Genomic DNA, 24,724 nt, shown 5'->3' on the forward strand with positions numbered 1-24,724 from the left:
CCTCCCGCCCGCTACGTACAGTGATCATGAACTGTCGCTTCGTGGTAACAGGGGGAACCATGAGAAGCCTCATCGCCGCCGGCAGCCCGCTGATCCTCGCCGCCGTGCTGGTCGGGACGGCGGCGGGCCCGGCCGCCGCCGCGCAAGGGGACGACGGCATCGGGAACGAGTGCAGCTCGTCCTCACGCACGTCGTCCACCTGGGTGTACGCGGTCAACGACGAGGTGGTGTCGGGGTCCTACACCTCCGAGGTGTGCAAGGATCCCGCGATCGGCTGGCGCCCGTACTGGTGGGAGAACATCGTCACCGAGACCGACGACCTGGGGTCCTACGAGCAGTGACCTGTGATCGGTGAGGGTGCGCTCCGCGCCGCGCATCCTCGTGGTCGTGCGAGCGCACGCTCGTGACGCCGGTCCGAGTCGCCCCTCGGACCGGCCCACCCCATCCCCTTTCTCCCGAAAGACATTCGGTGTCCCGCCACCGGGAATTCCGGAAAGAAAATCACCGGCATCGGCGCCACGGCGGCAAATACTTGTGACGTAGCCTCTTGCCATGGATCCGGACGACGGCCGCCAGGAATGGGGCGACCGAGGAAGAAAGCGCACCGTGGTGGCCGGTTGCCTGGTCGTCGGGGTGATAGGGGCAATTATCTGGCTCATTGCCCTCGGTGTGATCCTGTATTTCCTTTTACGATCATAAATGGCGGTCGGAACCTCCTGCCGCGTTCCGGTGTACGGGACGTGAGAGAGCGAGGAGGCGTCATGAGATCGATGGTTGTGGTTGTGGTGCTCGTGCTGGTCGCCGGATGTACGGGAACGGCGGGGACGGCGAGTACGGCGGGCAGGACGGGCACGGCCGGCACGGCGGTGCCGACGAGCGCCGGTCCGGCCGTGGCGAGGGGATGCCCGAAGGCGTCGGGGCTCCGCGCGGACGGCGGGCTGCCGGAGGTGCGCGGGGAAGGGCGGGGCGCGGAGGTGTGGGGGCTGTTGTTCGCGCCCGCGCCGTTCGAGCGCGGCCGCGAGGTGAAGATCGTGTGGCGCATGACCGGCGAGGGGCCGCTGACCGTCACGGCCACGTTGCCCGACGGCACGCGGGCCCGCCGGACGTTCGGGCCCGAGGCGCACGGCGGGTCCACGTGGAAGCGGCCGGGCGAGGAGTGGGGGACGGGATTCGTGTTCCCGAAGCCGGGATGCTGGAGATTCGACCTCGCCAGGACGCACGGTTCCGGGCGCGTTTGGCTGCCGGTCCGGTAGGACTCACAGGCGGCGCGTGCGACTGCCGGTCCGGTAGGACCGGCAGTCGGCCCGTGTGGCTGCCGGTCCTGTCCGAGTGCGACCCGGCGGGCGGCGTGGCGGGGACGTGCCACCCCGGCGGGACGTGCCACCCTGCGGGACGTGCCACCCCGGCAGGACGTGTCACCCCGGCAGGACACGGTCGACGAACGTGGTCACGTCCGCCAGGACCTCCTCCCGGTTCGTCTCGTTGAAGACCTCGTGCCGGGCGCCCGGATAGATCCGCTCCGTGAAGTCCGCTCCCCTGATCGCCTCGATCCCGATGCGCGTGCCGGTCAGGGGCACCAGCCGGTCGTCCTCGCCGTGGATCCACAGCGTGGGCAGCGCGCCGAGCGAACCGGCCTTGGTGATCGTGGCCAGGGTGGCGGCGAACGCCTCCAGCGTGGGCCGCCTGAACGGCCCGTGCCAGACCAGGGGGTCGGCCGCGTAGGCGGCCCCCACGGCCGGGTCGCGGCTGAGCGTCGAGGGGTCGATGGGCACGTCCGGCGGCTCCTCGTACGCGAGCAGCTCGGCGATCGGCCCCCACTCCCCCAGCACCGGCCCCGACAGCACCAGCGCCGTCAGCCCCTCGCCGTGCCGCTGGGCGTAGCGGGCGGCGATCATGCCGCCCATCGAGTGGCCGATCACCACGACCGGCACCCCCGGATGCTCCCGTACGGCGTGCTCCCGCAGGGCGTGGACGTTGGTCACCACGTCCTCGAAGTCCGCCACCAGCACCCGGTCGCCCTCCGACCTGCCGTGCCCCAGCTGGTCCACCCCGTACACCGCCGCGCCGTCGCCGGTGAGCGTGCCGGCCACCCACGTGTAGCGTCCGATGTGCTCGCCGTACCCGTGGACGAGGATCGCCAGGTAGCGGGGGCTCTGGTGCGGCCACTCGCGGGCCACGAGCGTGCCGTGGGTGCCGGTGAGGGTGTGTTCGCGTGACGTCGCCATGCCCTGGGATATCTCCGCGCGAGCGCTGCCCTACGCACGACCGGAGAGCACGTCCGTAATGTGCCCTAACAGGACGATAAAAGATGAAAACTTCTGCCACTGGTGACAAGTAGGGCGAAAACTGTTTTAATCCGACGCTAGGTGGCCCCGGGGCGCCATGACCCGGAGTGACCGTTTCCTCGAGTCACGGCTTCGTGGGAAAGGCAGGCCCGTGGGAGCTCCAAGTGGCGAAGTAGTCGTCACGGGCGGTCTCGGTTTCATCGGCTCACATCTGGTGGACGCCTACCTGGAGGCGGGCCACCCCGTACGGATCATCGACTCCGACGCCGGCGCGGTCATCGACGGCGAGGACTACGACGCGAACCCCCGCTGCACGGTCGTCCGGCGGCGCGTGGAGGACTACCTGGCCGGCGGCGGCGATTTCCGGGGCGTGGACCGCGTCATCCACGCCGCCTCCTACGTCGGCCCCGCCAGCATCCTGTCCAGGTCGGGCCGGCTCGGCCACGACATCATCGGCAGCACGGCCCCGGTCATCGAGGCGTGCGCGAGTGCGGGCGTGCCGCTGTGCGTGTTCAGCTCGGCCGAGGTGTACGGCCGCAGCGGCGTGCTCGACGAGAAGGACGACATCGTCGTCCCGACCCACTACAACACCCGCATCGAGTACGCCATCGCCAAGACCCTGGCCGAGGCGATGGTGGCCAACAGCCGGCGGCACGGGCTGCGCGGCATCGTCATCAGGCCGTTCAACGTCGCCGGGGCGCGCCAGTCGCGGGCCGGCGGGTTCGTCATGCCGACGTTCGTGCAGCAGGCGCTGGCCGGGCGGCCGATCACCGTCTTCGCGGGCGGCGACCAGGTGCGCGCGTTCATCGCGGCCGGCGACCTGACCGGCTTCCTGCTCGGCTACATGGACGCGGCGCTGGAGGGGGACGACGTCGTCATCAACGTCGGCAACCCGGCCAACGCCGTCACCATCATGGAGCTGGCCGAACGCGTCAAGGCGCTGCTGGACAGCCCGTCGCCGATCGTCCGGGTGGACGGGAGGAGCGTGCACGGCCCGCACTACGCGGAGGCGGAGTCGTTCCACAAGATCCCGGCGCTGCGGGCGGCCACCGGCCTCGGCTGGCGGCCGCGGGTGCCGCTCGACGAGCTGATCCTGAGCACGGCCGACTATTACCGCGCACGAGAGGACCGAAGGGCAGTGAATGCACCGCTCTAGCCATCTGTTCGGACGGCGGTGACCGCGGCGTGCGACGCTTCGAGCGCGTGCTGGTGATCTCGCCGCACGCCGACGACGAGGTGCTCGGGTGCGGCGGGCTGATGGCCGCCCAGGCCGACGCCGGGGCCGAGGTGCACGTCCTGTTCCTCGCGGTGGACGGGATGCGGCACTACGGCCTCGACGGGGCCACCACGTACCGGCAGCGCCTGGACGAGATCGAGGACGTGCGGGCCACGCTCGGCTTCAGCTACGAGATCGCCTACGGCGACCGCGACCTGACCGAACGGCTCGACACGCTGCCCCGCAGGGAGCTGGTCGACCTGTTCGAGCGGACGCTGAACGAGCGGCGGCCGGACCTGCTGCTCCTGCCCAGCTTCGCCGACTACGACCAGGACCACCTCGCGGTGTTCGCCGCCGGGTTCGCCGCGGCGCGGCCCATCGCGCAGCAGTTCGGCAAGTGGCTGGTGCCCCACGTCTTCCTGTACGAGATGTCGAAGATCCAGTGGGCGTCGGAGCCGATGCCCCGGTCCACCGCGTACTGCGACATCGGCGCGGTCATGGAGCGCAAGCTGGAGGCGTTGCGCGGCTACAGGAGCCAGCACCGGCCCGCCCCGCACATCAGGAGCGAGGAGTCGGTGACGGCGCTGGCCACGCTGCGCGGCGCGGAGATCGGCGTGGAGCGCGCGGAGGCGTTCGGCGTGCTGAGGACGGTCCTGTGACCATGAACGCGCAGGCGGGTGAGGGAGGTCCTGTGAAGACGTTCGCGTTCTGTACGGGGATGGAGTTCGCCGCTCCGGCCGTGGACGTGCTGGCGGCGCAGGGCACGGCCCCGTCGCTGCTCATCGGCTACCCGCCGAAGCTGAGCCACCGGTCCGGGTACGCGCCGCTCCAGGAGGCGGCGGAGAAGTACGGCATCCCGCTGCTCGAGACCGACGACATCAACGACGGCCGGGCCCACGAGCTGGTCACGGGCAAGGGCATCGACCTGCTCGTGGTGGCCGGGTGGTCGCAGCTCGTCCGCGACCCGCTGCTGTCGGCCTGCCCGCTGGGCGCGATCGGGCTGCACCCGACGCGGCTGCCGGAGGGCCGGGGGCGGGCGCCGCTGCCGTGGACGATCATCAAGGGCCTGACGTCGAGCGCGGTCAGCCTGTTCTTCCTGAACGAGGGCGCCGACGAGGGCGAGCTGATCGCCCAGCGCGACTTCGAGGTGAGCCGCCGCGACGACGTCACCGAGGTCTACCGCAAGGTCACCGAGATCAACATCGAGCTGCTCGCCACGTACGTGCCGCTGCTGCTGGCGGGGCAGGTCGTGGCCAGGCCGCAGCCGCCCGGCGGGTCCTGGTGGGAGCGGCGGCGGCCCGAGGACGGGGTGATCGACTGGGCGAGGCCCGCCGGTGACGTCTACGACTTCGTGCGGGCCCTGGCCGCGCCGTACCCGGGCGCGTTCACGTCCGTGGACGGGCGCAGGCTGTACGTGCACAGCGCCGACCTGGTCGAGTGGGGCGGGGCGGACGAGCCGCCGGGCACGGTGCTCGCGCCGGTCTGGTCCACCGGGACGGCGGGCGTGCTCGTGGCCTGCGGGTCGCGGCTGCTCGTGGTGCGCGAGGCGCAGTGGGAGGGAGGCGAGCGGCGGGACGCGCTGGCGCTGCTGGAGGCGGGCGAGCTGCCGGTCGGCACCCGCCTGGGCACGTGACCTCCCCCGGCGTGCGGCTGAGCGGGGCGGTGATGGCGCACCCGCGCCGCCGGGAGGCCGCCGAGAAGCTGGCCGGCGACCGGCTGGACGTGGTCACCGACCCGGATCCGGGCGGGCGGCCGTCGGCGTTCCGCACGTCGCTGCTCGCCTGGTCGAGCGTCCCGCGCGACTCGACCCATCACGTGGTGCTGCACGACGACATGGTCCTGTCGGGCACGTTCTTCGAGCGGGCCGGGCGCGCCGCCCGCGCCATGCCGCGCGCCGCGCTCGCGCTGTTCGCGTTCTGGAACTCGCGCAACGGCGCGGCGGTGCGGCTCGGCGCGCTGGCCGGCGCGCGCTGGGTTCCTGGTGCGGGCGAGTACACGCCGGTGGCGGCGCTGCTGCTGCCCCGCGACGTGGCCGCCGGGTACGTGGAGTGGGCCCGCGGCCGGGGCGACACCTGGCCGGACGACGTGCTCATGGGCCGCTACCTGCGGCAGGCCGGGGTGCCGGTGTTCGTCGCGGTGCCGAGCCTGGCCGAGCACGAGGACCTGGCGAGCCTGGTCGACAACGACTTCCAGGGGCTGCGCCGCTCGCCGTGCTTCTTCGCCGACGACCCGGGGGCCGGGCGGGGCGAGGGCGGGCCGGTGCCGGCGCTGCCGGTGATCCCGTTCTTCAAGCGCGGCGTGGCGCAGTGCGCGGTACGGGTGCCGGGCACCACCCGCCGGCGCGACATCCTGTGCGCGGACTACCTGCGCGGCCGGGGCGTCGACGTGGACGCGCTGCGCGTGCCGGACGAGCACGGGCAGCTCTGGCTGGCCGCGTACACGATGGGCGTCGTCCACCACGGGCCGCGCGGCGACCTCGAGGTGCTGGACCGGGCGCTGGCCACGATGGGGCCCGGCGGGCTCTGCCACGCGCTCGGCTCGCGCGAGCTGGGCCGCCTGTCGGACGGGCTGCGCGAGGTGGCGCGGGACGGCCTGGAGGCGGGGCTGGCGGCGCGGCCGAGGCGCGGCGGGCGGCCGGCGGTGGCGGTGACGGGCTCGGCCACGTTCGTGCGCGACCAGGTGGCGCTGCTGCTCGCCGACCGGGGGTTCCGGGTGACCGGCTCCGCCTCGGCGGACGCGGTGGTGCACGTGTGCGCGCTCGGCTGGGACCCGGACGCCGACCCGGACGAGGAGCTGCGGCTCGCGCGCGAGGCCCTGGCGGGCGCTCGGCACGGGGTGCTGCTCAGCTCGTGCGCGGTCTACGGAGGACGCGCGGCGCCCGTGGACGAGGGGGCGCCCGTGGACGAGGGGGCCTCCATGGACGAGGAGACGCCCGTGGACGAGGAGGCGCCCGTCGAGCCGGGGTCGGCGGTCCTCGCGGTGGAGGCCACCGTGCCCGGGGCGACCGTGCTGCGCCTCGCGGAGCCGTACGGGCCGGGGATGCCGCAGCGGGGCACGCTGCCCGAGCTGGTGCTGCGCTCGTCGCTGAGCCGGGCGCTGCGCGTGGACGGCGGCACCGCGCAGCTCGTGCACGTGCGCGACGTCGTCGCGGCCGTGGAGGCGGTGCTGGCGCGGCGGCCGGGCGCGGGGGTGTTCAACGTCGCCGATCCCCGGAGACTGCGGCTGCGGGAGCTGGCCGAGGCGGTGACGGGCGCGGTGCGGCCGGTCCCGGTCGAGGAGGTGCCCGGCGGCGAGGAGGCGCCGGTGATCGACGCCGGGCGCGCCGGGCGGGAGCTCGGCTGGCGGCCGGCGGTCGAGCTGGACTACGGGCTGCACAACCTCGCCCAGTGGATGGCGTACGAGAGCGAGCGCTAGGCCTCGCCGCAGGCGGCGTCCACCACGAGCGTCTCCAGCTCGCGCAGGTACCGCTCGATGCCGGCCGGGCCGAGCAGGGCCGTGTCGGCGTACAGCGACACCTCCATGCGTCCCGGCTCGCCGCCGAGGTGCAGGCGGAAGTCGCAGATGTTGCGGTCCATGGCGTCGGTCCAGGCGACCTCGGTCCGCTCCGCCGCCGCCCGCAGGGTCCGCTCGTCCGGCGGCGCCGCCCCGGGCTCGTCGCGCTGGACGAGCCGCTGGTCGTTGAAGCAGCCGAACGACCGGATCCCCGGCCCGGCGGCCGAGACGGCCTCCTCCATGGCGTACGGGTCGAACCACGCCTGCCGGTAGGCCCGCATTGCGGCGCTCCAGCCCTGGCGCACCAGGTCGCCGAACGAGGGCGCGTCGAGGTCGAGCACCACGAGGCCCTCCTGGGAGATCGTGGACACCACGTCGCGCCGGTCGGCGGCGAAGCGGTTGTTGACGATGACCCGCATGCCGCAGTGCCGCTGCCCGGTCAGCCCGCCCGCGAGCCGCATGGCGGCGGCCAGCAGCACGGTCGAGGAACTGGCCCGGTGGCGCGCGGCCACGGCCTGGGACGCGGCGGCGAGCGCGGTGGACGACATCGTCGCCTCCAGGAACCGCGGCTCCCCCGGGACGAGCGCGGCGTCCGGCACCGGGTCCATCCGGGCGTGCTCCTCCAGCCAGAAGGCGACGGCCCGTTCCGAGACGCGCGCCCCCTCCTCCGACCGCTGCCACCCGGCCAGCTCCCGGGGCGTGGCCGTGGTGACGGACGGCAGGGCGTCGCGGATCAGCAGCAGCCGGAAGTCCCGTACGACGAGGTCGGCGGCGTGCCCGTCGGCGGCCAGGTGGCACAGCACGAGCACGACGTCCCTGACGTGCTCCCCGTCCACCACGAACGCGACCCGCAGCGGCCACTCGTCCGCGTAGCGGAACGGCTCGGCGGCCAGCCGGTCGCGCACCGGCTCGGCCGGCTCGGAGGTGACCTCCACGTACGGCCGGGCGGCGGGCCAGAGGAGCTGGCGGGGCGCGTCGCGCGGGCCGGTGAGCCGGGTGCGGAGCGACTCGTGCCGCGCCACCAGCGCGTCGAGCGCCCGCCTGGCCCGCTCCACGGTGACGGGCCGCCGGGGACCGGGGAACACGCGGGCGATGTTGAGGTAGTGCTCCTGCGGCTCGGCGGCGACGACGGCCCGCCAGATGTCCTGCTGCCCCCAGGTCAGCGGCGCCTCCACCGGCGGCGGGCCGCTCAGCCGGGCTCCCGGACGCGCAGGTTCCGGACCAGGTCGTCGAGGGTTTCGAACTCGCCCGGATCGACCTCGACCCCGAATTCGGTCTCCACGGCGTCGATCAGCCGCAGGAGGCCGAGCGAGGTCACGCCCAGGTCGGTCAGCCGGGCCGGACCGGCCAGCACGTCGGCCGCCTCGACCTCGCCGTCCGTCGCCTCGGCGACCAGGCCGGCCAGCCGTTCACGTAGTTCGCCGTCGGTCAGCACGTCGGCTCGGACCTCCGTTTCCCCGGATTCGGGGCGAGTGTGCCACGGCGTAGATCGTCCGGGCAACCACCGACAGGCGAGGGGTTGACGGTTGTGTGCATTTTTTCTACCGTCTGGCGGCAGCCCGAAAATATTTCTGGGGGTGGTCCCGTCGGCTGTTCCGGTCCCCTCACTGCTCGGCGCGAGAGCCGCCGCCGATCCCGGCCACGAGGCCCTGGCCGTCGCCGGGTCCGGCCGGTTGACGCTCCGGGACTGGGACGAGCACTCGGACGCCGCCGCCCACGGCCTGATGGAGCGCGGGGTGCGGCGGGGTGACCGGGTGGCGCTGGTCTTCGGCGCCCGCGACTGGATCGCGTACGCGGTCTGCTGGATGGCGGTGCTCAAGGCGGGGGCCGTGGCGGTGCCGTTGTCGGACCGGCAGGCGAGGCCCGAGCTGACGTCCATGATCGAGCACTGCGGCGCCACGCTGACCGTCCACGGGGCCGGCCCGCCGCCCGTGCCGGGCGCGTTACCCGCCGGCGAGCTGCGAGGGCGCCCCGAGCCGCCGCCGGTCGAGCTCGACCCCCTCGACCTGGCCCAGATCCTCTACACCTCCGGCACCACCGGCGCCCCCAAGGGCGTCGCCGCCACCCACGCGAACCTCACCTCGCCGCCCGTCCACCCCAGGCGCCGCCCGTTCGCCCACTCGCGGCACCTCGTCCACGCCTTCCCCATCGGCACGAACGCCGGCCAGGTCATGCTGCTCCACGCGCTGACCGCCGCCCCCACCGTGGTCACGCTCCCCCTGTTCACCCCGGCCCGTTTCGCCGCGCTGGTCGAGGAGCGCGCCGCCGGGACGGTGTTCGTGGTGCCGGCCATGGCCATCGAGCTGCTGAACGCCCGCGTGCACGAGCGCCACGACCTGTCGAGCGTGCTGCTGCTGGGCTCGGCCGCCGCCGCGCTGCCGCCGCCGGTGGCCGCCCGGCTGGCCGGGGCGTTCCCGTCGGCCACGGTCGTCAACTACTACACCTCGACCGAGGCGGCGCCCGCCCAGACCATCATGGTCTTCGACCCCGACCGGCCGGGCGCGCTCGGCCGGGCCGCCGGGGGCAGCGCCCTGAAGATCGCGACCGCGGACGGCGAGCCGGTGCCGCCGGGCGAGACCGGCGAGGTGTGGATGCGGGCCGCGGCCCACCCCCGCGCCTACTACGGCGAGCGCAGCGACACCTTCCGCGACGGCTGGGTGCGCATGGGCGACCTCGGCCGCCTCGACGCCGACGGCTACCTGTACCTGGTGGACCGGGAGAGCGACGTCATCAAGTCGGGCGCGTTCAAGGTCTCCACGCTCCAGGTGGAGGCGGCGCTGCACGAGCACCCGTCGGTGGCGGAGGCGTCGGTGTTCGGGGTGCCGCACCCGGTCATGGGCATGGCGGTGGCGGCGGCGGTCGTGCCGCGCGAGCCGGTGACCCAGCCGGTGACGCTGCCGCAGGTGCGGGCCTTCCTCGGCGAGCGGCTCGCCGCGCACGAACTGCCGACCCGGCTGCTCTGCCTCGACACGCTGCCGAGGAACGCCGCGGGCAAGGTCGTCAAGCGCGAGCTGCGCCGCCTGGCCGAGGAGCACATCGGCACGTGAATCTATCGGTCCCCTGAACGCATCAGCACCTGAACACATCGGGCGGAACACGGAGAGACGGCATGGTCCTGGCGTCGCAGGCGCAGCACGGAATGTGGATCACCGAGAGGGTGCACGGCACGGGCACGGCGTACCACATGCCGTTCGCCCTGTGGTTCGACGGCCCGCTGGACCGCGAGGCCATGCTGGCCGCGTGCGCGTCCGTCGTCGCGCGGCACCCGGTGCTGTCGTGCGTGTTCGAGGAGCGTGACGGCGAGCTGCACCTGGTGCCCGCGGCGGCCAAGCCGCCGGTCGAGTTCCTGCCGTCCGTGCCCGATCCGGAGGGGTTCGTCGAGCGGGAGATCGCGCGGCCGTTCGACCTGGAGCGGGGGCCGCTGGCCCGTTTCACGCTAACCGGGGTGTCGCCGGAGCGGCACGTGGAGCAGGTGCCACCGGAACGGCACGTGGAGCAGGTGCCGCCGGAGCGGCACGTGCTGTTGTTCGTCGGGCATCACCTGGTCTTCGATGGCATGTCCAAGGACGTCCTGGTGCGGGATCTGGCCGCGGCGTACACGGGCGGGCCGCTGCCGCCCCTGCCCCTGCCGTACGGCGGGACCGGGGAGGTGCCGGCCGAGGCCGCGGCGTACTGGCGGGAGCGCTGGCGCGAGGTGCCGTCCGTGGTCGTCGGGGGCGTGCCGCGCACGCCGCGCGTGGCCGGGCACGGCGAGACGGTGCTGTTCGACCTGACGCGCGAGATGGCCGCCGCCGCGTTCGACGGGGTCTCGCGCTTCGAGCTGTTCCTGGCCGCCGTCCACGCCGTGCTCTTCCGGTACGGCAACGCCGAGGTGTCCGTGGCCGTCGCCCTGTCGACGCGGACGCCCGAGACCCGCGACCACATCGGGCTGTTCGCCACCGAGCTGCCCGTGTTCTCCTCGCCGGAGCCGGACCTGGCGTTCCGGGACCTCGCGCTGCGGCTGCGGGCCGAGATGCGGCTGCTGAACGCCTTCCGGGAGGTGCCGGTGGCGCGGGCCGTGGGCGGCATCCGGCCGCGGCCGGCGCTGGCCCCGGCCTCGATCAGCTTCCGGCGGCGCGCGGCCGACCAGGACTTCCCCGGGCTGCGCGTGTCGGCGGAGTGGAAGATGTCCAACCACGTGGTGCGCAACGCCCTGCACTTCCAGGCCGTGGACGGCGACGACGGGCTCCGGGTGACGCTGCACCACAGCCCCGAGATCGTGTCGCGGGAGGAGGCGGAGCGGGTGGCCGGGCACCTGCGCGCGGTGCTGGAGGCGGTCGCCGCCGACCCCGGCGTCCGGCTCGCGGCCCTCCCCCTGCCTGATGCCGCCGTCGTCACCGCGTCACCTGCCGACTCCCCAAAGGAGTCGCCCCGTTTGGGAGCCGCAGCGGACGACGAGCTGGTCGGCCAGGTGCGGGCGATCTGGATGGAGGTGCTCCGGCTGGACGACATCGCGCCCGACGAGGACCTGTACGACCTGGGCGGCCACTCGCTGACCATCACCCAGATCTGCGCCAGGATCCGCAAGCGGCTCGGCGTGGACGTGCCCTTCGACGTGTTCCTCGACGACCCCACCATCGCCGGGGTCGCGGCGGCGGTCGGCGAGCTGCGCGCATGATCTCCCTGGGCCAGGAGCGACTGTGGTTCCTGCACCGGCTCGACCCCGCCGACCCCGCGTACCGGGTGGCGGTGGTGCGGCGGCTGCGCGGGCCGCTCGACGCGGACGCGCTGGAGGCGGCGTTCGCGGACGTGGTGGCGCGGCACGAGTCGCTGCGCACGCGCTTCCCCGACCAGGACGGGCTGCCCGTCGCGGTGGTGGACCCGCCGCGGCCGGTGCCGGTCGAGCGGGCGGAGGTGTCCGGGCCCGAGGAGGCCGAGCGGCTGTTCGCCGCGCGCGCCGCCGCGCCGTTCGACCTGGCCGCCGCCCCGCCGCTGCGCGTGACGCTGGCGCGCCTGGATGCCGGCGACCACGTCCTCGGCGTGGTGCTGCACCACGTGATCGCCGACGGCTGGTCCCTGAACGTGCTGATGGACGACCTGGCCGCCTGCTACCTGGCCCGCCGCGACGGCGTACCGGCCGCACTGCCCCCGCTGCCCGTGCGGTACGCCGACCACGCCGCCGCCCAGCGCGCCGCCGACGCCTCGGCCGACCTGGAGCACTGGACCGACCGGCTGGCCGGCGCGCCCGTGCTGGAGCTGCCCGCGGACCGGCCACGCCCGGCCCGGCGGAGCAGCAGGGGACGTGAGACCCCGTTCGAGCTGCCGCCCGGGCTGACCGGCGCGCTGTCACGGCTGGCGCGGGCCGAGCGCTGCACGCTGTTCATGGTGCTGCTGGCCGCCTACCAGCTCCTGCTGTCCCGGCACTCCGGGCAGGACGACGTGGTGGTCGGGACACCCACGGCCGGGCGCGACCGCCCCGAGCTGGAGCCCATGGTCGGGCTGTTCGCCTCGACGATGGTGCTGCGGGGCGACCTGTCGGGCGATCCCTCGTTCGTCGAGCTGCTGCGCCGGACGCGCAAGGTCGTGCTGGAGGCGATGGCGCACCGCGACGTGCCGATCGAGCGAGTGCTGTCAGCGCTCGACATCGAGCGCGACCTGTCGCGCACGCCGCTGTTCCAGGCGATGCTGGCGCTGCACAACGCCGCCACCGGGTACGGCGAGGCCGCCGCGTTCGCCGGGCTGGAGAGCACGCCGTTCCCCCACGGCGACCCGTCGGCCATGGTGGACGTGCGGATGGAGCTGTGGCCCGACGGCGCCGGTCTGCGCGGCGCCCTCCACTACAGCGCCGAGCTGTTCGAGCCGGACACCATGGAGCGGATGGCGGCCCGGTTCGTCACGCTGCTGACGTCGATCGCGGCCCGGCCGGACGCGCGGATCGGCGAGCTGGACCTGCTGCCGCCCGCCGAGCGCGAGCTGGTCACCGCGGCCTGGAACCGCACCGCCCTCGACGTGCCCGAGGGCACCGTCGCCGACCTGGTGCTGCGCCAGGCGGAGCGGCGGCCGGACGCCGTCGCCGTCGAGTGCGCGGGCGAGCGCGTCACCTACCGGGACCTCGCCGAGCGGGCCCGGCGGGTCGCCGCGGACCTGCGGGCGCGGGGCGCGGGGCCCGGCTCGGTGGTCGCGCTCCGGCTGCCGCGCTCCGCCGACCTGCCGGGCGCGCTGCTCGGCGTGATGCTGTCGGGCGCCGCCTACCTGCCCATCGACCGGGGGCTGCCGGACGAGCGGGTCGCGTACATGCTGGAGGACTCGGGCGCGCGGCTGACGCTCGGCGACCTGCCGCCCGCCCCGCGGCCCGCGACGCTCCCCGTCACGCCGGGCCGCGAGGCCGCGTACGTGCTCTACACCTCCGGCTCGACGGGCCGCCCCAAGGGCGTGGTGGTGCCGCACACCGCGCTGGTCAACCTGCTCGCCGGGATGGCGGCCCTGCTCGGCTCCTCCCCCTCGGACACGTGGCTGGGCAGCACCTCGCTGTCGTTCGACATCGCGGGGCTGGAGCTGTACCTGCCGCTGGTCACCGGCGGGCGGCTGGTGGCGGCCGGGGACGAGGAGGCGCGCGACGGCGCGGCGCTGGCCCGGCTGATCACCTCGTCGGGCGTCACCCACGTGCAGGCCACGCCGTCCGGCTGGAGCATGCTGCTGTCGGCCGGCCTGGACCCGGCGGGTCTGGTGGCGCTGGCCGGCGGCGAGGCGCTGCCCCTCTCCCTGGCGCGGCGGCTGCGCGGGCGGGTCGCGCGGCTGCTCAACATGTACGGGCCGACGGAGACGACGATCTGGTCCACGGCCTGGGAGGTGCCGCCCGCGCCGGAGCGGGTGAGCATCGGGCGGCCGATCGCCAACACCACGGTCCACGTCCTGGACGCCTCCGGCGGGCCCGCGCCCGTCGGCGTGCCGGGCGAGCTGGTCATCGGCGGCGCCGGGGTCGCGCTCGGCTACCTGGGGCGGCCGGAGCTGACCGCCGAGCGGTTCGCGGACGGGCGTTACCTGACCGGCGACCGGGCCCGATGGCTGGGCGACGGCACGCTGGAGTTCCTCGGGCGCGCCGACGGCCAGGTCAAGCTGCGCGGGCACCGGATCGAGACCGGCGAGGTCGAGGCGGCGCTGGAGTCGCATCCGGCGGTCGAGCGGGCGGCGGTGGTCGTGCGGGGCGAGGACCTCGTCGCGTACGTCGCGGTGGGAACCGGTGGGGTCGCGGTTCCCGAGGGGCTGGCCAGGCATCTGGCCGCGTGGCTGCCCGCGTACATGGTGCCGAACGTCGTCGTCCCCCTCCCCGCGCTGCCCCTCACCCCGAACGGCAAGGTGGACCGGCTCGCCCTGCCCGAGCCCGCCGCCCCCGAGGCGGGCCGGGGCGGGGCGCCGCGCACCGACCGCGAGCGGCAGGTGGCGAGGATCTTCGGCGCCGTGCTCGGGCTGCCGGAGGTGGGCGTGGACGACGACTTCTTCGCCCTCGGCGGCCACTCGCTGCTCGCCACCCAGGTCGTCGCCCGGCTGGAGGCGGCCGGGACGCCCGTGCCGCTGCGCGAGCTGTTCGCGCACCCGACCGTGGCCGCGCTGGCCGCGCTGCTCGAGCACGTGCCGGAGGAGCGCGCCCGCCCGCTGCGCCCCCGCCCGGCCGGGACGCTGCCGCCGCTCTCCCCCGCGCAGGAGCGCCTGTGGTTCCTGCACCGGCTCGATCCCGCCGACGCCTCGTACACCATGTTCGTCGTCCGAAGGCTGCGCGGACCGTTGGACCGGGCGCGGCTGCGCGCGGCGCTGAGCGGGGTCGTCGCCCGGCACGAGGCGCTGCGCACCCGTTTCCCCGAGGTGGACGGGCGGCCCGTGGCCGTGGTCGAGCGGCCCGCCCCCGTCGCCGTCGAGGAGCTGGACGCCCGCGACGAGGCCGAGGCCCGCGCGCTGGTCGCCGCCCGCACCAACGCCCCGTTCGACCTGGGCGCTGCCCCGCCGCTGCGGGTCACGCTCATCCGCCTGGCGGACGGCGACCACGTGCTGTGCGCGGTGATGCACCACATCGTCGCCGACGGCTGGTCGATCGGCGTGTTCCTCGACGACCTGGCCGCCCTCTACGCCGGGACGCGGCCGGAGCCGCCGGCCGTGCAACAGGGCGACGTCGCCCGGTGGCAGCGCGACCGGGACGGCGCCGCCGCACTGGAGTACTGGCGCGAGCGGCTGGCCGCGCCCCCGGTGCTGGAGCTGCGCACCGACCGCCCCCACGTGGAGAGCCCCGCCCGGGGCGGTCACCACGTGCTGGAGCTGCCCGAAGAGCTGGCCGGGGCGCTGGAGGCGGTGGCCCGGCGGGAACGGGCGACGCTGTTCATGGTGCTGCTGGCCGCCTACCAGCTCCTGCTGTCCCGGCACACCGGGCAGGACGACGTGCTCGTCGGCACGCCCACGGCCGGACGCGACCGGGTGGAGCTGGAGCGGGTCGTCGGCTATCTCAGCAACACGCTGGTGCTGCGCGGCGACCTGTCCGGCGACCCGACGCTCGCCGAGCTGCTGGACCGGACCCGGGGTGTCGTGCTGGAGGCGATGGCCCACCAGGACGTGCCGTTCGAGCGGCTGCTGGCCGAGCTGGACGTCGAGCGGGACCTGACGCGCAAGCCGGTCTTCCAGACGATGCTGGCGCTGAACCAGGGCGGCCGGGACGAGCGGGACCGGATCGGCGATCTGGAGATGACGTACTTCGACGACGGCTACCGGCAGGCCAAGTTCGACCTGACGGTGGAGGCGTGGCGGTCGCCGGGGCTGCTGCGGGTGGCGTTCGGGTACGACGCCGGGCTGTTCGACGCGGAGACGGTGCGGCGGCTGGCGGAGCGGTTCGCGGTGCTGCTGGAGGCGGTGGCGGATCCGGCGCGGCTCGGCGTTCCGGTGTCGCGGCTGCCGGTGCTGACGGGAGAGGACGAGGAGCTGCTGGCCGCCGGCCACGGCCCCGGCCCCGTCGGTTCCGGCGAGCAGCCCGGCCCCGTCGGTTCCGGCGAGCAGCCCGGCCTCGTCGGTTCAGGCGAGCAGCCCGGCCTCGTCGGTTCAGGCGAGGAGAGCGTGCCGGAGATGGTGGCGCGGGCCGTGTCCGCGTACCCGGACCGGGTGGCCGTGGTGTGCGGCGAGCAGAGCGTCACCTACGGCGAGCTGGAGCGGCGGGTGACGGCCCTCGCGACCGAGCTCGCCCGGCACGGTGTGCGGGACGGGATCGTGGGGCTGCGGCTCGGGCGGTCCGTCGAGGCCGTGGTGGCGATGCTGGCCGCCTGGCGCGCCGGGGCCGCCTACCTGCCGCTGGATCCGGCGCATCCGCCCGCCCGGCTCGACCGCCTCGCCGCCGAGGCCGGCGTCCGGGCCACGGTCACGGGGACTCTCGCCGTGCTGCCCGGTGTCCCCGCGCCGCGCGAGGAGCCCGGGCTGGCGTACGTGCTGCACACCTCCGGCTCCACCGGCGCCCCTAAGGGCGTGGCCGTCGAGCACGCCGGGCTGGCCGCGCGGGTGCGGTGGATGCGGGAGGCGTACGAGCTGCGGCCCGGCGACCAGGTGGTGCAGCTCGCCCCGCTCGGGTCCGACACGCACGCCGAGGAGCTGTACCCGGCGCTGGCGGCCGGGGCGACGGTCGTGGTGGTGCCCGGCGACGGCGGGACGCTGCCCGACCTGCTCGCCGAACGGCCCGGCGTCACCGTCCTCGACCTGCCCACCGCGTACTTCCACCAGCTCGTGGACGTGATCGACGACGTGGCCTGGCCCGCGGCGCTGCGGCTGGTGATCCTCGGCGGCGAGCAGGTCGAGGGGTGGGCGGTCGCCCGGTGGCGGGAGCGGTTCGGCGGCCGGGTGCGGCTGGTCAACACGTACGGGCCGACCGAGACGACGATCATCGCCACGGCCGCCGAGCTGACCGGCGCCGCCGACCTGGCGGATGGCGGTCCGCGGCCGCCGATCGGGCGGCCCGTCGCGGGCATCGCGGTCCGGGTTCTGGACCGGCACGGCCAGGCGGTGCCGCCGGGGGCTCCCGGCGAGCTGCACATCGGCGGCGCCGGAGTGGCGCGCGGCTACCTGGGCCGTCCCGACCTGACCGCCGAGCGGTTCGCGGACGTCGCCGGCACGCGGTGGTTCCGCACCGGGGATGCGGTGCGGCTGCGGCCCGACGGCGCGCTGGAGTTCCTGGGGCGGCTGGACGAGCAGGTGAAGATCAGGGGGTTCCGGGTCGAGCCGGGCGAGGTCGAGCACTGCCTGCTCGGCTGCCCCGGCGTGCGCCGCGCCGCCGTGGTCGCCCGGGACGGCGAGCTGGTCGCGTACGTCGTCGGTGAGACGGCCGATGCCGGGAAGGCGGCGGCCGCCGGGGAGACAGCCGGTGCCAGGAAGGCGGCAGGCGTCGGAGAGACGGCCGGCGTCGGGAAGGCGGCGGCCGTCGGAGAGGCGGCCCGGCTGGCCGAGCACGCCGCGCGGACGCTGCCGCCGTACATGGTGCCCGCCCACTGGGTGATGCTCGACGCGCTGCCGCTCACCCCCAACGGCAAGCTCGACCGGGCCGCGCTGCCGGCCCCGGGCCGTCCCGAGGGCACGGACCGGACGCCGCCGCGCTCCGACGCCGAGGAGCTGGTGGCCGACGTCTGGGCCGAGGTGCTGGACGCGGACAAGGTGGGGGCGTTCGACGACTTCTTCGCGCTGGGCGGGCACTCGCTGCTGGCCGTCAAGGTGGCGGCCCGGCTGCGCGCCCTCGCGGGGATCGACCTGCCGATCCGCACGCTGTTCGCCCGCCGTACCGTCGCCGAACTGGCGCTCGCCGTCGAGGAGGCGCTGGTCGCGGAGGTGGCCGGGCTGTCCGACGAGCAGGCGCGCGCCCTGCTGGACGCGGAGGACCTGTCGTGACCGACCTGACCTCACCATCGGCTGGGCTGAGCGAGGCGCAGCGGGAGCTGCTCGCGCGGCGGCTGCGCCGTCGCCGCGCCCCGGCCGCGCCCGCCGTCCCGCCGCTGCCCGAGGGCCAGGAGCCGCCGCTCTCGTACGCCCAGGAGCGGCTGTGGTTCATGGAGCAGTACGCGCCCGGCAACGTGGCCTACACGATCCCGTTCGTGCGGCGGCTGCGCGGCCCGCTGGACGCCGAGGCGCTGTCCGGGGCCTTCGACGAGGCCGCGGCCCGGCACCAGCCGCTGCGCGCCCGCTTCCCCGCGAGCGACGACGGCCGCCCGCTCGTCGTGATCGCGCCGGAGGCGTCCGTGCCGTTCACGACCGCCGCGGCGGCCTCGGTCGAGGAGGCGCGGGAGCGGGTGGACGCGTTCCTGGCGGAGCCGTTCGACCTGGCGGCGGGCCCGCTGATCCGCGCCCTGCTCGTACGGCTGGCCGACGGCGACCACGTGCTGGCCGTCGCCGTCCACCACATCGCGGCCGACGGCTGGTCCGCCGACGTGCTGCTGCGCGAGGTGCTGGGCCGCTGCGCGGGCCGGCCGGCGCCGGAGCTCCCGGTCACCTACGGCGACTTCGCCGCCTGGCAGCGCGGCCGCCCGGACGCCGAGGCCGACGTGGCGTACTGGCGGGAGCGGCTGGCCGGGCTGCACCCCCTCGACCTGCCCGCCGACCTGCCGCGCCCGCCCGAGCTGACCTACCGGGGCGCCGCCCACTCCTTCACCGTGGACCGGGAACTGGCGGCCCGGCTCGCCGGGATCGGCCGCGACCACGGGTGCACGCCGTACATGGTGCTGCTGGCGGCGTTCGCCGCGCTGCTCGGCCGGTACGCCGGTCAGGAGGACGTCGTGCTGGGCTCGCCGGTGGCGGGCCGGTCGCTGCCCGAGCTGGAGAACCTGGTCGGCTGCTTCGTCAACATGCTGCCCATGCGGGTGGACCTGTCCGGCGGGCCGTCGTTCACGGACCTGCTCGCCCGGGTGCGCGAGAGCGCGACCGGCGCGTACGCGCACCAGGAGCTGCCGTTCGAGCGGCTGGTGGCGGAGCTGAACGTGCCGCGCGAGGTGTCGCGGTCGCCGGTGTTCCAGGTGCTGTTCGCGATGCAGAACTACGCGGACCCGCGGGCCGCGCCCGCGGACGGCCTGGTGGTGGAGGGGTTCGACCTGGGGGTGTGGGCGACCCGGTTCGACCTGGAGCTGTACACGTGGGGCGAGGGGTCGTTCCTGTTCGTCTACAACACCGCGCTGTTCGCGCCCGAGCGGATCGAGCGGATGGCCGGGCACCTGACCACGCTGCTGGAGGGCGTGGCGGCCGACCCGGCGGCGCCCGTGCATCGGGTGGAGCTGCTGACCGCCGCCGAACGGGCCGAGCGCGAGCGGTGGAACGACACGCTCACGCCGCTGGGCGAGCCTGACCTGCTGCACCGGCCGTTCGAGGAGCGGGCCTCGTCCTCCGATGTCGCGCTGGTCCACCCGGGCGGCGACATCACGTACGAGGAGCTGGACCGGCGCGCCTCGGCGCTGGCGGGAGAGCTGGTCGCGGCCGGGGTGCGGCGCGGCGAGCTGGTCGCGGTGGTCATGGAACGCGGGTGGGAGCAGGTGGTCGCGGTGCTGGCCATCGGCAAGGCCGGGGCGGCGTACCTGCCGGTGGACGCCGACCTGCCGGACCGGCGCCGCTTCGAGCTGCTGGAACGCGGGGAGTGCGCGGTGGCGCTCACGCAGCCGCGGCTGGAGTCGGCGCTGGAGTGGCCGCCGGGTGTGACCCCGTTGGTCGTCCACCCGGATCTTGCGCATGCCGCTTCCTTGACGTGTCCGGCATCGCCGGACGACCTCGCGTACGTCATCTTCACCTCCGGCTCCACCGGCGCGCCCAAGGGCGTGACGATCGAGCACCGCGCCGCGCTCAACACCGTCCGCGACATCAACCACCGCTTCCGCGTCGGCCCGTCCGACCGGATCATCGCCCTGTCGGCGCTCAGCTTCGACCTGTCGGTGTACGACGTGTACGGCGCGCTCGCCGCCGGGGCCACGCTCGTCATGGGCGAGCCCGCCGGCGACAAGGACCCGGCCGCCTTGGCCCGCCTCGTCGAGGAGCACCGCGTCACCGTCTGGAACTCGGTGCCCGCCCTCATGGAGCTGCTCGTGGACCACGCCGAGCACGAGGGCTCGGACCTGTCCTCGCTGCGGCTGGTCATGATGTCGGGCGACTGGATCCCCACCACCCTCCCCGGCCGCATCCGCGCCCTGGCCCCCGACGCGGAGATCATCAGCCTGGGCGGCGCCACCGAGGGCTCCATCTGGTCGATCGCGTACCCCATCGGCGAGGTGGACCCGTCGTGGACGTCCATCCCGTACGGCACGCCGCTGGCCAACCAGAGCTTCCACATCCTCGACCGCGGCCGGTGCGACGTGCCGGTGGGGGTGCCCGGCGAGCTGCACATCGGCGGCGTGGGCGTGGCGGCGGGCTACTGGCGCGACCCCGAGCGGACGGCCGCCTCCTTCGTCACCCACCCGCGCACCGGCGAGCGCCTCTACCGGACCGGCGACCTCGGCCGCTACGGCCCGGACGGGACGATCGAGTTCCTGGGGCGAGCGGACGCGCAGGTGAAGATCCGCGGGTACCGGATCGAGCTGGGCGAGATCGAGGCCCACCTGTCGCGCCACCCGGCGGTGGCGGAATGCGTGGTGGGCACGCACGGAACGGGGACGGGGACGCAGCTCGTCGCGTACGTGGTGCCGCGAGCCTCGGACGTGGACGCGGCGGCTCTCCGTGCCCACCTCGCCGAAACGCTGCCCGCGTACATGATCCCCGCCCGTTTCGTCCCCCTCCCCTCGCTCCCCCTGACCGCGAACGGCAAGGTGGACCGCGCCCGCCTCCCCGCCCCGTCCGCCTCTTCGGCCCAAACTCGGACCGTCGCTCCCTCCACCGATGCCGAGCGCCTGGTCGCCGCCGTCTGGGCCGACGTGCTGGAACGCGACGACTTCGGCGTGGACGAGGACTTCTTCGACGTGGGCGGCCACTCGCTGCTGGCCATCAAGGTGGTCGCCAGGCTGCGCAGGGAGCTGCCGCCGGAGGCGACGCCCGTCGCGGTGGTGGACCTGTTCAAGAACCCGACGGTTCGCGGGCTGGCCGCCCTCGTGGAGGGCACCGCCACCGCCTCGCGCGGGCTGCTGCACGAGCTGACGCCCCGCCGCCCGTCTCCCCCGGTCCTCACGTACGTGTGCGTGCCGTACGGCGGGGGCGCGGCGGTCGTGTACCAGCCGCTGGCGGACGCGCTGCCCGAGGACCACGCGCTGTGGTCGGTGGCCATCCCCGGCCACGACGTCGGCCTGGACGAGGAACGGCTGCCGCTGGAGGAGGTGGCCGCCCGGTGCGTCGCGGAGATCATGGAGAAGGTGCGCGGCCCGGTCGCGCTGTACGGCCACTGCGGGGTGGGCTCGGCGCTGACCGTGGAGATCGCCCGGCGGCTGGAGGCCGGGGGACGCCCGCTCGAAGCCGTCTACATCGGGGCGATCTTCCCGTTCGCCCGGCCGTCGAAGGGACCGGCGGCGCTGCTGGTGAAGCTGGCCCGGCGCGAGTTCCTGCGCGGCGACCGCGGCTACGTCAACTGGCTGACCTCCATGGGCCTCGACATGAGCGACCTCGACCCGGCCCAGGCGCGGCACATCGTCCGCAACATGCGCCACGACAGCGAGGCGGCCGAGGAGTACTTCACGGGGCTGTTCGAGGGCGCGGTGACGCGGCTGCGGGCGCCGGTGATCAGCGTGGCCGGGGAGCACGACCCGGCGACGGAGTTCCATGAGGAGCGCTTCCGGGAGTGGCACTTCCTCAGCCCGGTGACCGGGGTGGTGGAGCTGGACGAGGCGGGCCACTTCTTCCTGAAGTACCGGGCCGGGGAACTGGCCGCGATCGTGACCCGTACACACCGGGCGCTGGCGGAGGGCGGGGAGGCGGGCGGCGAGACGTGGCGCCTGGCCGGCACCTCGACGGATGATTCGTCAGAGACGAGCGCACCACGCCGCAAACCCCCGACCCCCGCTCCCAGCATGGGGAGGTTTGCCACCGTCGCTTGCGGCCAGCTCGTCTCCATGCTCGGCGCCGCCCTGACCGAGTTCGCCATCCCCATCTGGATCTACCTCACGACCGGCTCCCTCGCCCAGTTCGCGCTGCTGGCGGTCGTCGGCCTGGTGCCCGGGATGCTGGTGGCCCCGCTCGCCGGCGCCGTCGTGGACCGGGGGAACCGCCGCACCGTCATGCTGTGCGGCGACGCGGCGGCCCTGACCACGCAGCTGGGGTTGGGCCTGCTCCTGTGGACGGGCAACCTGCAGACCTGGCACATCTACCCACTCCTGGGCATCCTCTCCTTGGCCCTCACCTTCCAGCGGCTGGCGTACGGCTCGGCGGTGCCGCAACTCGTCCCCAAGCGCTACCTAGGCCACGCCAACGGCATGGTGCAGATGGCCGGCGGCATGACGCAGCTCCTGGTGCCGCTCGCGGCCACGGGCCTGATGGCGGTGATCGGGCTGGAGGGCATCCTGGTGCTGGACGTGGCCAGCTATGCGTTCGCGATCGGGGTGACGCTGCTGGTGCGGTTCCCGGCGGCGATGGCGTGGCGGCGCAAGGAACCGGTGCTGACGGAGATGGTCGCCGGGTTCCGGTACTCGTGGGGCGACCCGGGGTTCCGGCGCATGCTGCTGTTCTTCGCCGTGCTGAACGTCTTCCTGTCGCCGCTGTTCCTGCTCGTCTCGCCGCTGGTGCTGTCGTTCGGAACGCTCGCGGACGTGGGCCGGATCTCGTTCGTGTCGGGCCTGGGGGTCTTCCTCGGCGGCCTGACGATGACGGCGTGGGGCGGACCGCGACGGGGACGCATGCGGACGGTCCTGTGGTTCACGCTGGCGCTGGCGGCGTTCTGCCTGGTGACGGGGCTGCGGGCGGACCTGGTGACGATCGGGGTGGGGGCGTTCGGGATGTCGCTGTGGCTGACGCTGCTGAACGGGGTGTACGCGACGATCGTGCAGGTGAAGGTGCCGCAGCGTTTTCACGGGCGGGTGTTCGCGCTGAACACGCTGATCGCGTGGAGCACCTTGCCGCTGGGCTTCGGCCTGGTGGCGCCGTACGGCGCGGCGGTCGTCGACCCGCTGATGGCCCCGGACGGGGTGTTGGCGGGGACTCTCGGTGCGGTGATCGGAACGGGGGCCGGTCGGGGGGTGGGGTTGATGTACCTGTTGTTTGCGGTGGCGATGGGGGTGCTGGCGGTGGTGACGCTGCGGTCGCGGTTGCCGAGGCTGGTGGACGAGACGCCGGACGCCCTGCCGGACGACCTGATCGGCCTGGAGGCTCTTGGCCGCCGTTGAGTCCATACTTATGCTGCCCGTGTCTTTCAGGAGGTAGGACGCCAGGACGGGCGATCACAAACATAGTCATCGACCCCGCTGACCAGTTACCTCATGCCATCAGCAGCATCGCGTGGCTCCGCGTCGTAAACGAGAATAGCCTGGTCGCCTGCGAGGACGTGGTAGGTGTGCAGATCCGCTTTTCGCACCAGTGGAAACGCGGGTCAGCGGGGGTCGGGCGCGTCGACCGCAGCGGGGGGGTGTTCGCCTCTGAATCTGTGCACCGACATCCATGGTCGTCCAAGGCTGTTGCCGTCAACGTAGCCGTCAGGACGCATGTGGTCGTCAGCGATTCGGCGTCGCGACGCTCCTCCTCCAAGCAAAGCATTACTACACTTCTGGGCGTGGAGGAGTGGGGGATCCGCGTCACCAACGAGATCCTGGCCTGGATCAACGCCCTAGACGAGCGATCCCGGGTGCAGGTTGTCGATGCATCGACCGACTGGCCGAAGCCGGTCCGAGCCTGGGCCGCCCGCTGGTCGACAAGTTGGAAGGTTCCCAGGCCCACAACTTGAAGGAACTGCGTCCCGGCTCAGCGGGCCGCTCCGAGGTCCGGATCTTGTTCGCCTTCGATCCGTGGCGCTCGGCCATCTTGCTGATCGGCGGGGATAAGTCTGGTGACTGGTCGGGCTGGTATCGATGGGCCATCCCCCACGCCGAAGGGCTATGCGCGAAGTACCTGACCTAACGCGAGGCGGAGGAGAAGGACCGATGACGAATCTTCCCAAGTGGAGCGAGGTCCACGCCAACATCGTGGCCACCTCCGGCGGCGAGGAGGCCGTGGCTGAGGCCCGGCGGCGTAATCAGGCCTACATCGATGGCTACCGGCTGGCCGAACGGCGCAAGAGCCCTGGGCCTTTCACAAACCGAGGTCGCTGACCTGATGGGAGTGACCAAGAGCCGGGTCTCCCAGATCGAACGCGGCGAGGTGTCCACCGTGGAGGCCATCGCCCGCTACGTACAGGCCCTCGGCGGGCAACTCCAGATCTCGGCCGTGTTCGGCGATGACCTGTACATCCTGCGCGGCACCGACACCCACGCCGCATAACTGGCGCTGCTATATGCGGTCTCCGACCTGACGACCGCTCTCGAAGCGCCGGGTTTTCGGATTCCATCCGCAGTCCTCGGCCTGGGTGATCATCTCCTCACCGGGCAGCTCCGCCATGCCGGGCCGGACGCCCGGGGGTACGGGAAGACGACCTCCCGCGCAACGTCGCCCACAACGTCGAAGTCCCAGTAGGACGTCGGAAACGCATCGAACCGCTCAGCCCAGCCGAAGCCCGCGCCTTCCTCGACGCTGCTAGCGCCTGTGCGGAGTTCGGATCTTAGGCTGGTCGGAGGCTTCGGATCCATAAGACGGCTCCGCGTAGGTGCAGGCCGGCCAGATAGCTGTCGGGCGTCTTGTCGAACCGGAAGGCTAGCCCACG

Annotated in this window: 17 protein-coding genes; 14 read left to right on the forward strand and 3 right to left on the reverse strand. The window is 74.0% G+C overall.

Features of this window, described 5'->3' with window-relative positions; genetic code table 11:
* The first annotated feature begins 59 nt into the window (after positions 1–59).
* The 3 genes from HTZ77_RS35745 (at position 60) to HTZ77_RS35755 (ending at position 1,253) form a co-directional block, all read left to right on the forward strand.
* On the forward strand, positions 60–341 hold the full coding sequence (locus HTZ77_RS35745) for a hypothetical protein (protein WP_175594165.1): 282 nt from the start codon (positions 60–62) through the stop codon (positions 339–341).
* A 211-nt stretch (positions 342–552) separates the two neighbouring features.
* Positions 553–699 (forward strand): hypothetical protein, encoded by a 147-nt coding sequence (locus HTZ77_RS35750; protein WP_175594166.1) that lies wholly within the window; start codon positions 553–555, stop codon positions 697–699.
* Between the two features lie 62 nt (positions 700–761).
* The gene (locus tag HTZ77_RS35755; RefSeq protein ID WP_175594167.1) at positions 762–1,253 is read left to right on the forward strand and encodes a hypothetical protein; all 492 of its coding nucleotides are present in this window, start codon (positions 762–764) and stop codon (positions 1,251–1,253) included.
* A gap of 162 nt (positions 1,254–1,415) precedes the next feature.
* Here HTZ77_RS35755 and HTZ77_RS35760 read toward each other — a convergent pair whose 3' ends face one another.
* Positions 1,416–2,225: an alpha/beta hydrolase gene (locus tag HTZ77_RS35760; RefSeq protein WP_175594168.1), complete on the reverse strand. Its 810-nt coding sequence runs from the start codon at positions 2,223–2,225 to the stop codon at positions 1,416–1,418.
* Between the two features lie 211 nt (positions 2,226–2,436).
* On the opposite strand from HTZ77_RS35760, the gene HTZ77_RS35765 reads away from it, so the two are divergent.
* Genes HTZ77_RS35765 through HTZ77_RS35780 form a run of 4 tightly spaced genes read left to right on the forward strand, consistent with a single transcriptional unit; the run spans position 2,437 to position 6,915 of the window.
* Positions 2,437–3,441 (forward strand): NAD-dependent epimerase/dehydratase family protein, encoded by a 1,005-nt coding sequence (locus HTZ77_RS35765; protein ID WP_175594169.1) that lies wholly within the window; start codon positions 2,437–2,439, stop codon positions 3,439–3,441.
* Positions 3,442–3,470: 29 nt separating this feature from the next.
* The gene (locus HTZ77_RS35770; RefSeq protein ID WP_175594170.1) at positions 3,471–4,160 is read left to right on the forward strand and encodes a PIG-L deacetylase family protein; all 690 of its coding nucleotides are present in this window, start codon (positions 3,471–3,473) and stop codon (positions 4,158–4,160) included.
* 32 nt (positions 4,161–4,192) lie between these two features.
* A complete protein-coding gene (locus HTZ77_RS35775) occupies positions 4,193–5,134 on the forward strand; it encodes a methionyl-tRNA formyltransferase (protein WP_175594171.1) in 942 nt (313 codons plus the stop codon).
* Positions 5,131–6,915: an NAD-dependent epimerase/dehydratase family protein gene (locus HTZ77_RS35780; protein WP_175594172.1), complete on the forward strand. Its 1,785-nt coding sequence runs from the start codon at positions 5,131–5,133 to the stop codon at positions 6,913–6,915. Before HTZ77_RS35775 ends, HTZ77_RS35780 begins: the two co-directional genes overlap by 4 nt.
* On the opposite strand, the gene HTZ77_RS35785 is transcribed toward HTZ77_RS35780, so the two are convergent.
* Together HTZ77_RS35785 and HTZ77_RS35790 are read right to left on the reverse strand one after the other, a co-directional pair.
* On the reverse strand, positions 6,912–8,168 hold the full coding sequence (locus HTZ77_RS35785) for a condensation domain-containing protein (protein WP_175594173.1): 1,257 nt from the start codon (positions 8,166–8,168) through the stop codon (positions 6,912–6,914). The two genes, HTZ77_RS35780 and HTZ77_RS35785, sit on opposite strands and share 4 nt — an antisense overlap.
* Positions 8,169–8,182: 14 nt before the next feature.
* Positions 8,183–8,428, reverse strand: coding sequence for an acyl carrier protein (locus tag HTZ77_RS35790; RefSeq protein ID WP_328808960.1), 246 nt, complete (start codon positions 8,426–8,428; stop codon positions 8,183–8,185).
* A gap of 142 nt (positions 8,429–8,570) precedes the next feature.
* Between HTZ77_RS35790 and HTZ77_RS35795 the strand changes: the two genes are divergently transcribed.
* From HTZ77_RS35795 to HTZ77_RS45565, 7 genes are all read left to right on the forward strand, one after another.
* Positions 8,571–10,040 (forward strand): class I adenylate-forming enzyme family protein, encoded by a 1,470-nt coding sequence (locus HTZ77_RS35795; protein ID WP_175594174.1) that lies wholly within the window; start codon positions 8,571–8,573, stop codon positions 10,038–10,040.
* A 62-nt stretch (positions 10,041–10,102) separates the two neighbouring features.
* Positions 10,103–11,650 (forward strand): condensation domain-containing protein, encoded by a 1,548-nt coding sequence (locus HTZ77_RS35800; protein ID WP_175594175.1) that lies wholly within the window; start codon positions 10,103–10,105, stop codon positions 11,648–11,650.
* Entirely contained in the window at positions 11,647–17,874 is a 6,228-nt protein-coding gene (locus tag HTZ77_RS35805) for a non-ribosomal peptide synthetase (RefSeq protein ID WP_175594176.1), read from the forward strand. Before HTZ77_RS35800 ends, HTZ77_RS35805 begins: the two co-directional genes overlap by 4 nt.
* Entirely contained in the window at positions 17,871–23,258 is a 5,388-nt protein-coding gene (locus HTZ77_RS35810) for a non-ribosomal peptide synthetase/MFS transporter (RefSeq protein ID WP_175594177.1), read from the forward strand. The genes HTZ77_RS35805 and HTZ77_RS35810 overlap by 4 nt, the downstream gene beginning before the upstream one ends.
* A gap of 271 nt (positions 23,259–23,529) precedes the next feature.
* Complete coding sequence (locus HTZ77_RS35815) at positions 23,530–23,985, forward strand: type II toxin-antitoxin system RelE/ParE family toxin (protein WP_205304368.1); 456 nt, start codon at positions 23,530–23,532, stop codon at positions 23,983–23,985.
* A 23-nt stretch (positions 23,986–24,008) separates the two neighbouring features.
* A complete protein-coding gene (locus HTZ77_RS45560; RefSeq protein WP_205304369.1) occupies positions 24,009–24,176 on the forward strand; it encodes a hypothetical protein in 168 nt (55 codons plus the stop codon).
* Between the two features lie 4 nt (positions 24,177–24,180).
* On the forward strand, positions 24,181–24,345 hold the full coding sequence (locus HTZ77_RS45565) for a helix-turn-helix domain-containing protein (RefSeq protein WP_205304370.1): 165 nt from the start codon (positions 24,181–24,183) through the stop codon (positions 24,343–24,345).
* Positions 24,346–24,724: the final 379 nt, after the last annotated feature.

The organism is Nonomuraea montanisoli (genome assembly GCF_013363975.1).
GTDB lineage: Bacteria > Actinomycetota > Actinomycetes > Streptosporangiales > Streptosporangiaceae > Nonomuraea > Nonomuraea montanisoli.

Bases quoted from the DNA above. Each gene is read 5' to 3' on its own strand.
- HTZ77_RS35745 (WP_175594165.1), top strand. From the start codon at position 60: ATGAGAAGCCTCATCGCCGCCGGCAGCCCGCTGATCCTCGCCGCCGTG.
- HTZ77_RS35750 (WP_175594166.1), top strand. From the start codon at position 553: ATGGATCCGGACGACGGCCGCCAGGAATGGGGCGACCGAGGAAGAAAG.
- HTZ77_RS35755 (WP_175594167.1), top strand. From the start codon at position 762: ATGAGATCGATGGTTGTGGTTGTGGTGCTCGTGCTGGTCGCCGGATGT.
- HTZ77_RS35760 (WP_175594168.1), bottom strand. From the start codon at position 2,225: ATGGCGACGTCACGCGAACACACCCTCACCGGCACCCACGGCACGCTC.
- HTZ77_RS35800 (WP_175594175.1), top strand. From the start codon at position 10,103: ATGGTCCTGGCGTCGCAGGCGCAGCACGGAATGTGGATCACCGAGAGG.
- HTZ77_RS35805 (WP_175594176.1), top strand. From the start codon at position 11,647: ATGATCTCCCTGGGCCAGGAGCGACTGTGGTTCCTGCACCGGCTCGAC.
- HTZ77_RS35815 (WP_205304368.1), top strand. From the start codon at position 23,530: ATGGTCGTCCAAGGCTGTTGCCGTCAACGTAGCCGTCAGGACGCATGT.
- HTZ77_RS45560 (WP_205304369.1), top strand. From the start codon at position 24,009: ATGACGAATCTTCCCAAGTGGAGCGAGGTCCACGCCAACATCGTGGCC.
- HTZ77_RS45565 (WP_205304370.1), top strand. From the start codon at position 24,181: ATGGGAGTGACCAAGAGCCGGGTCTCCCAGATCGAACGCGGCGAGGTG.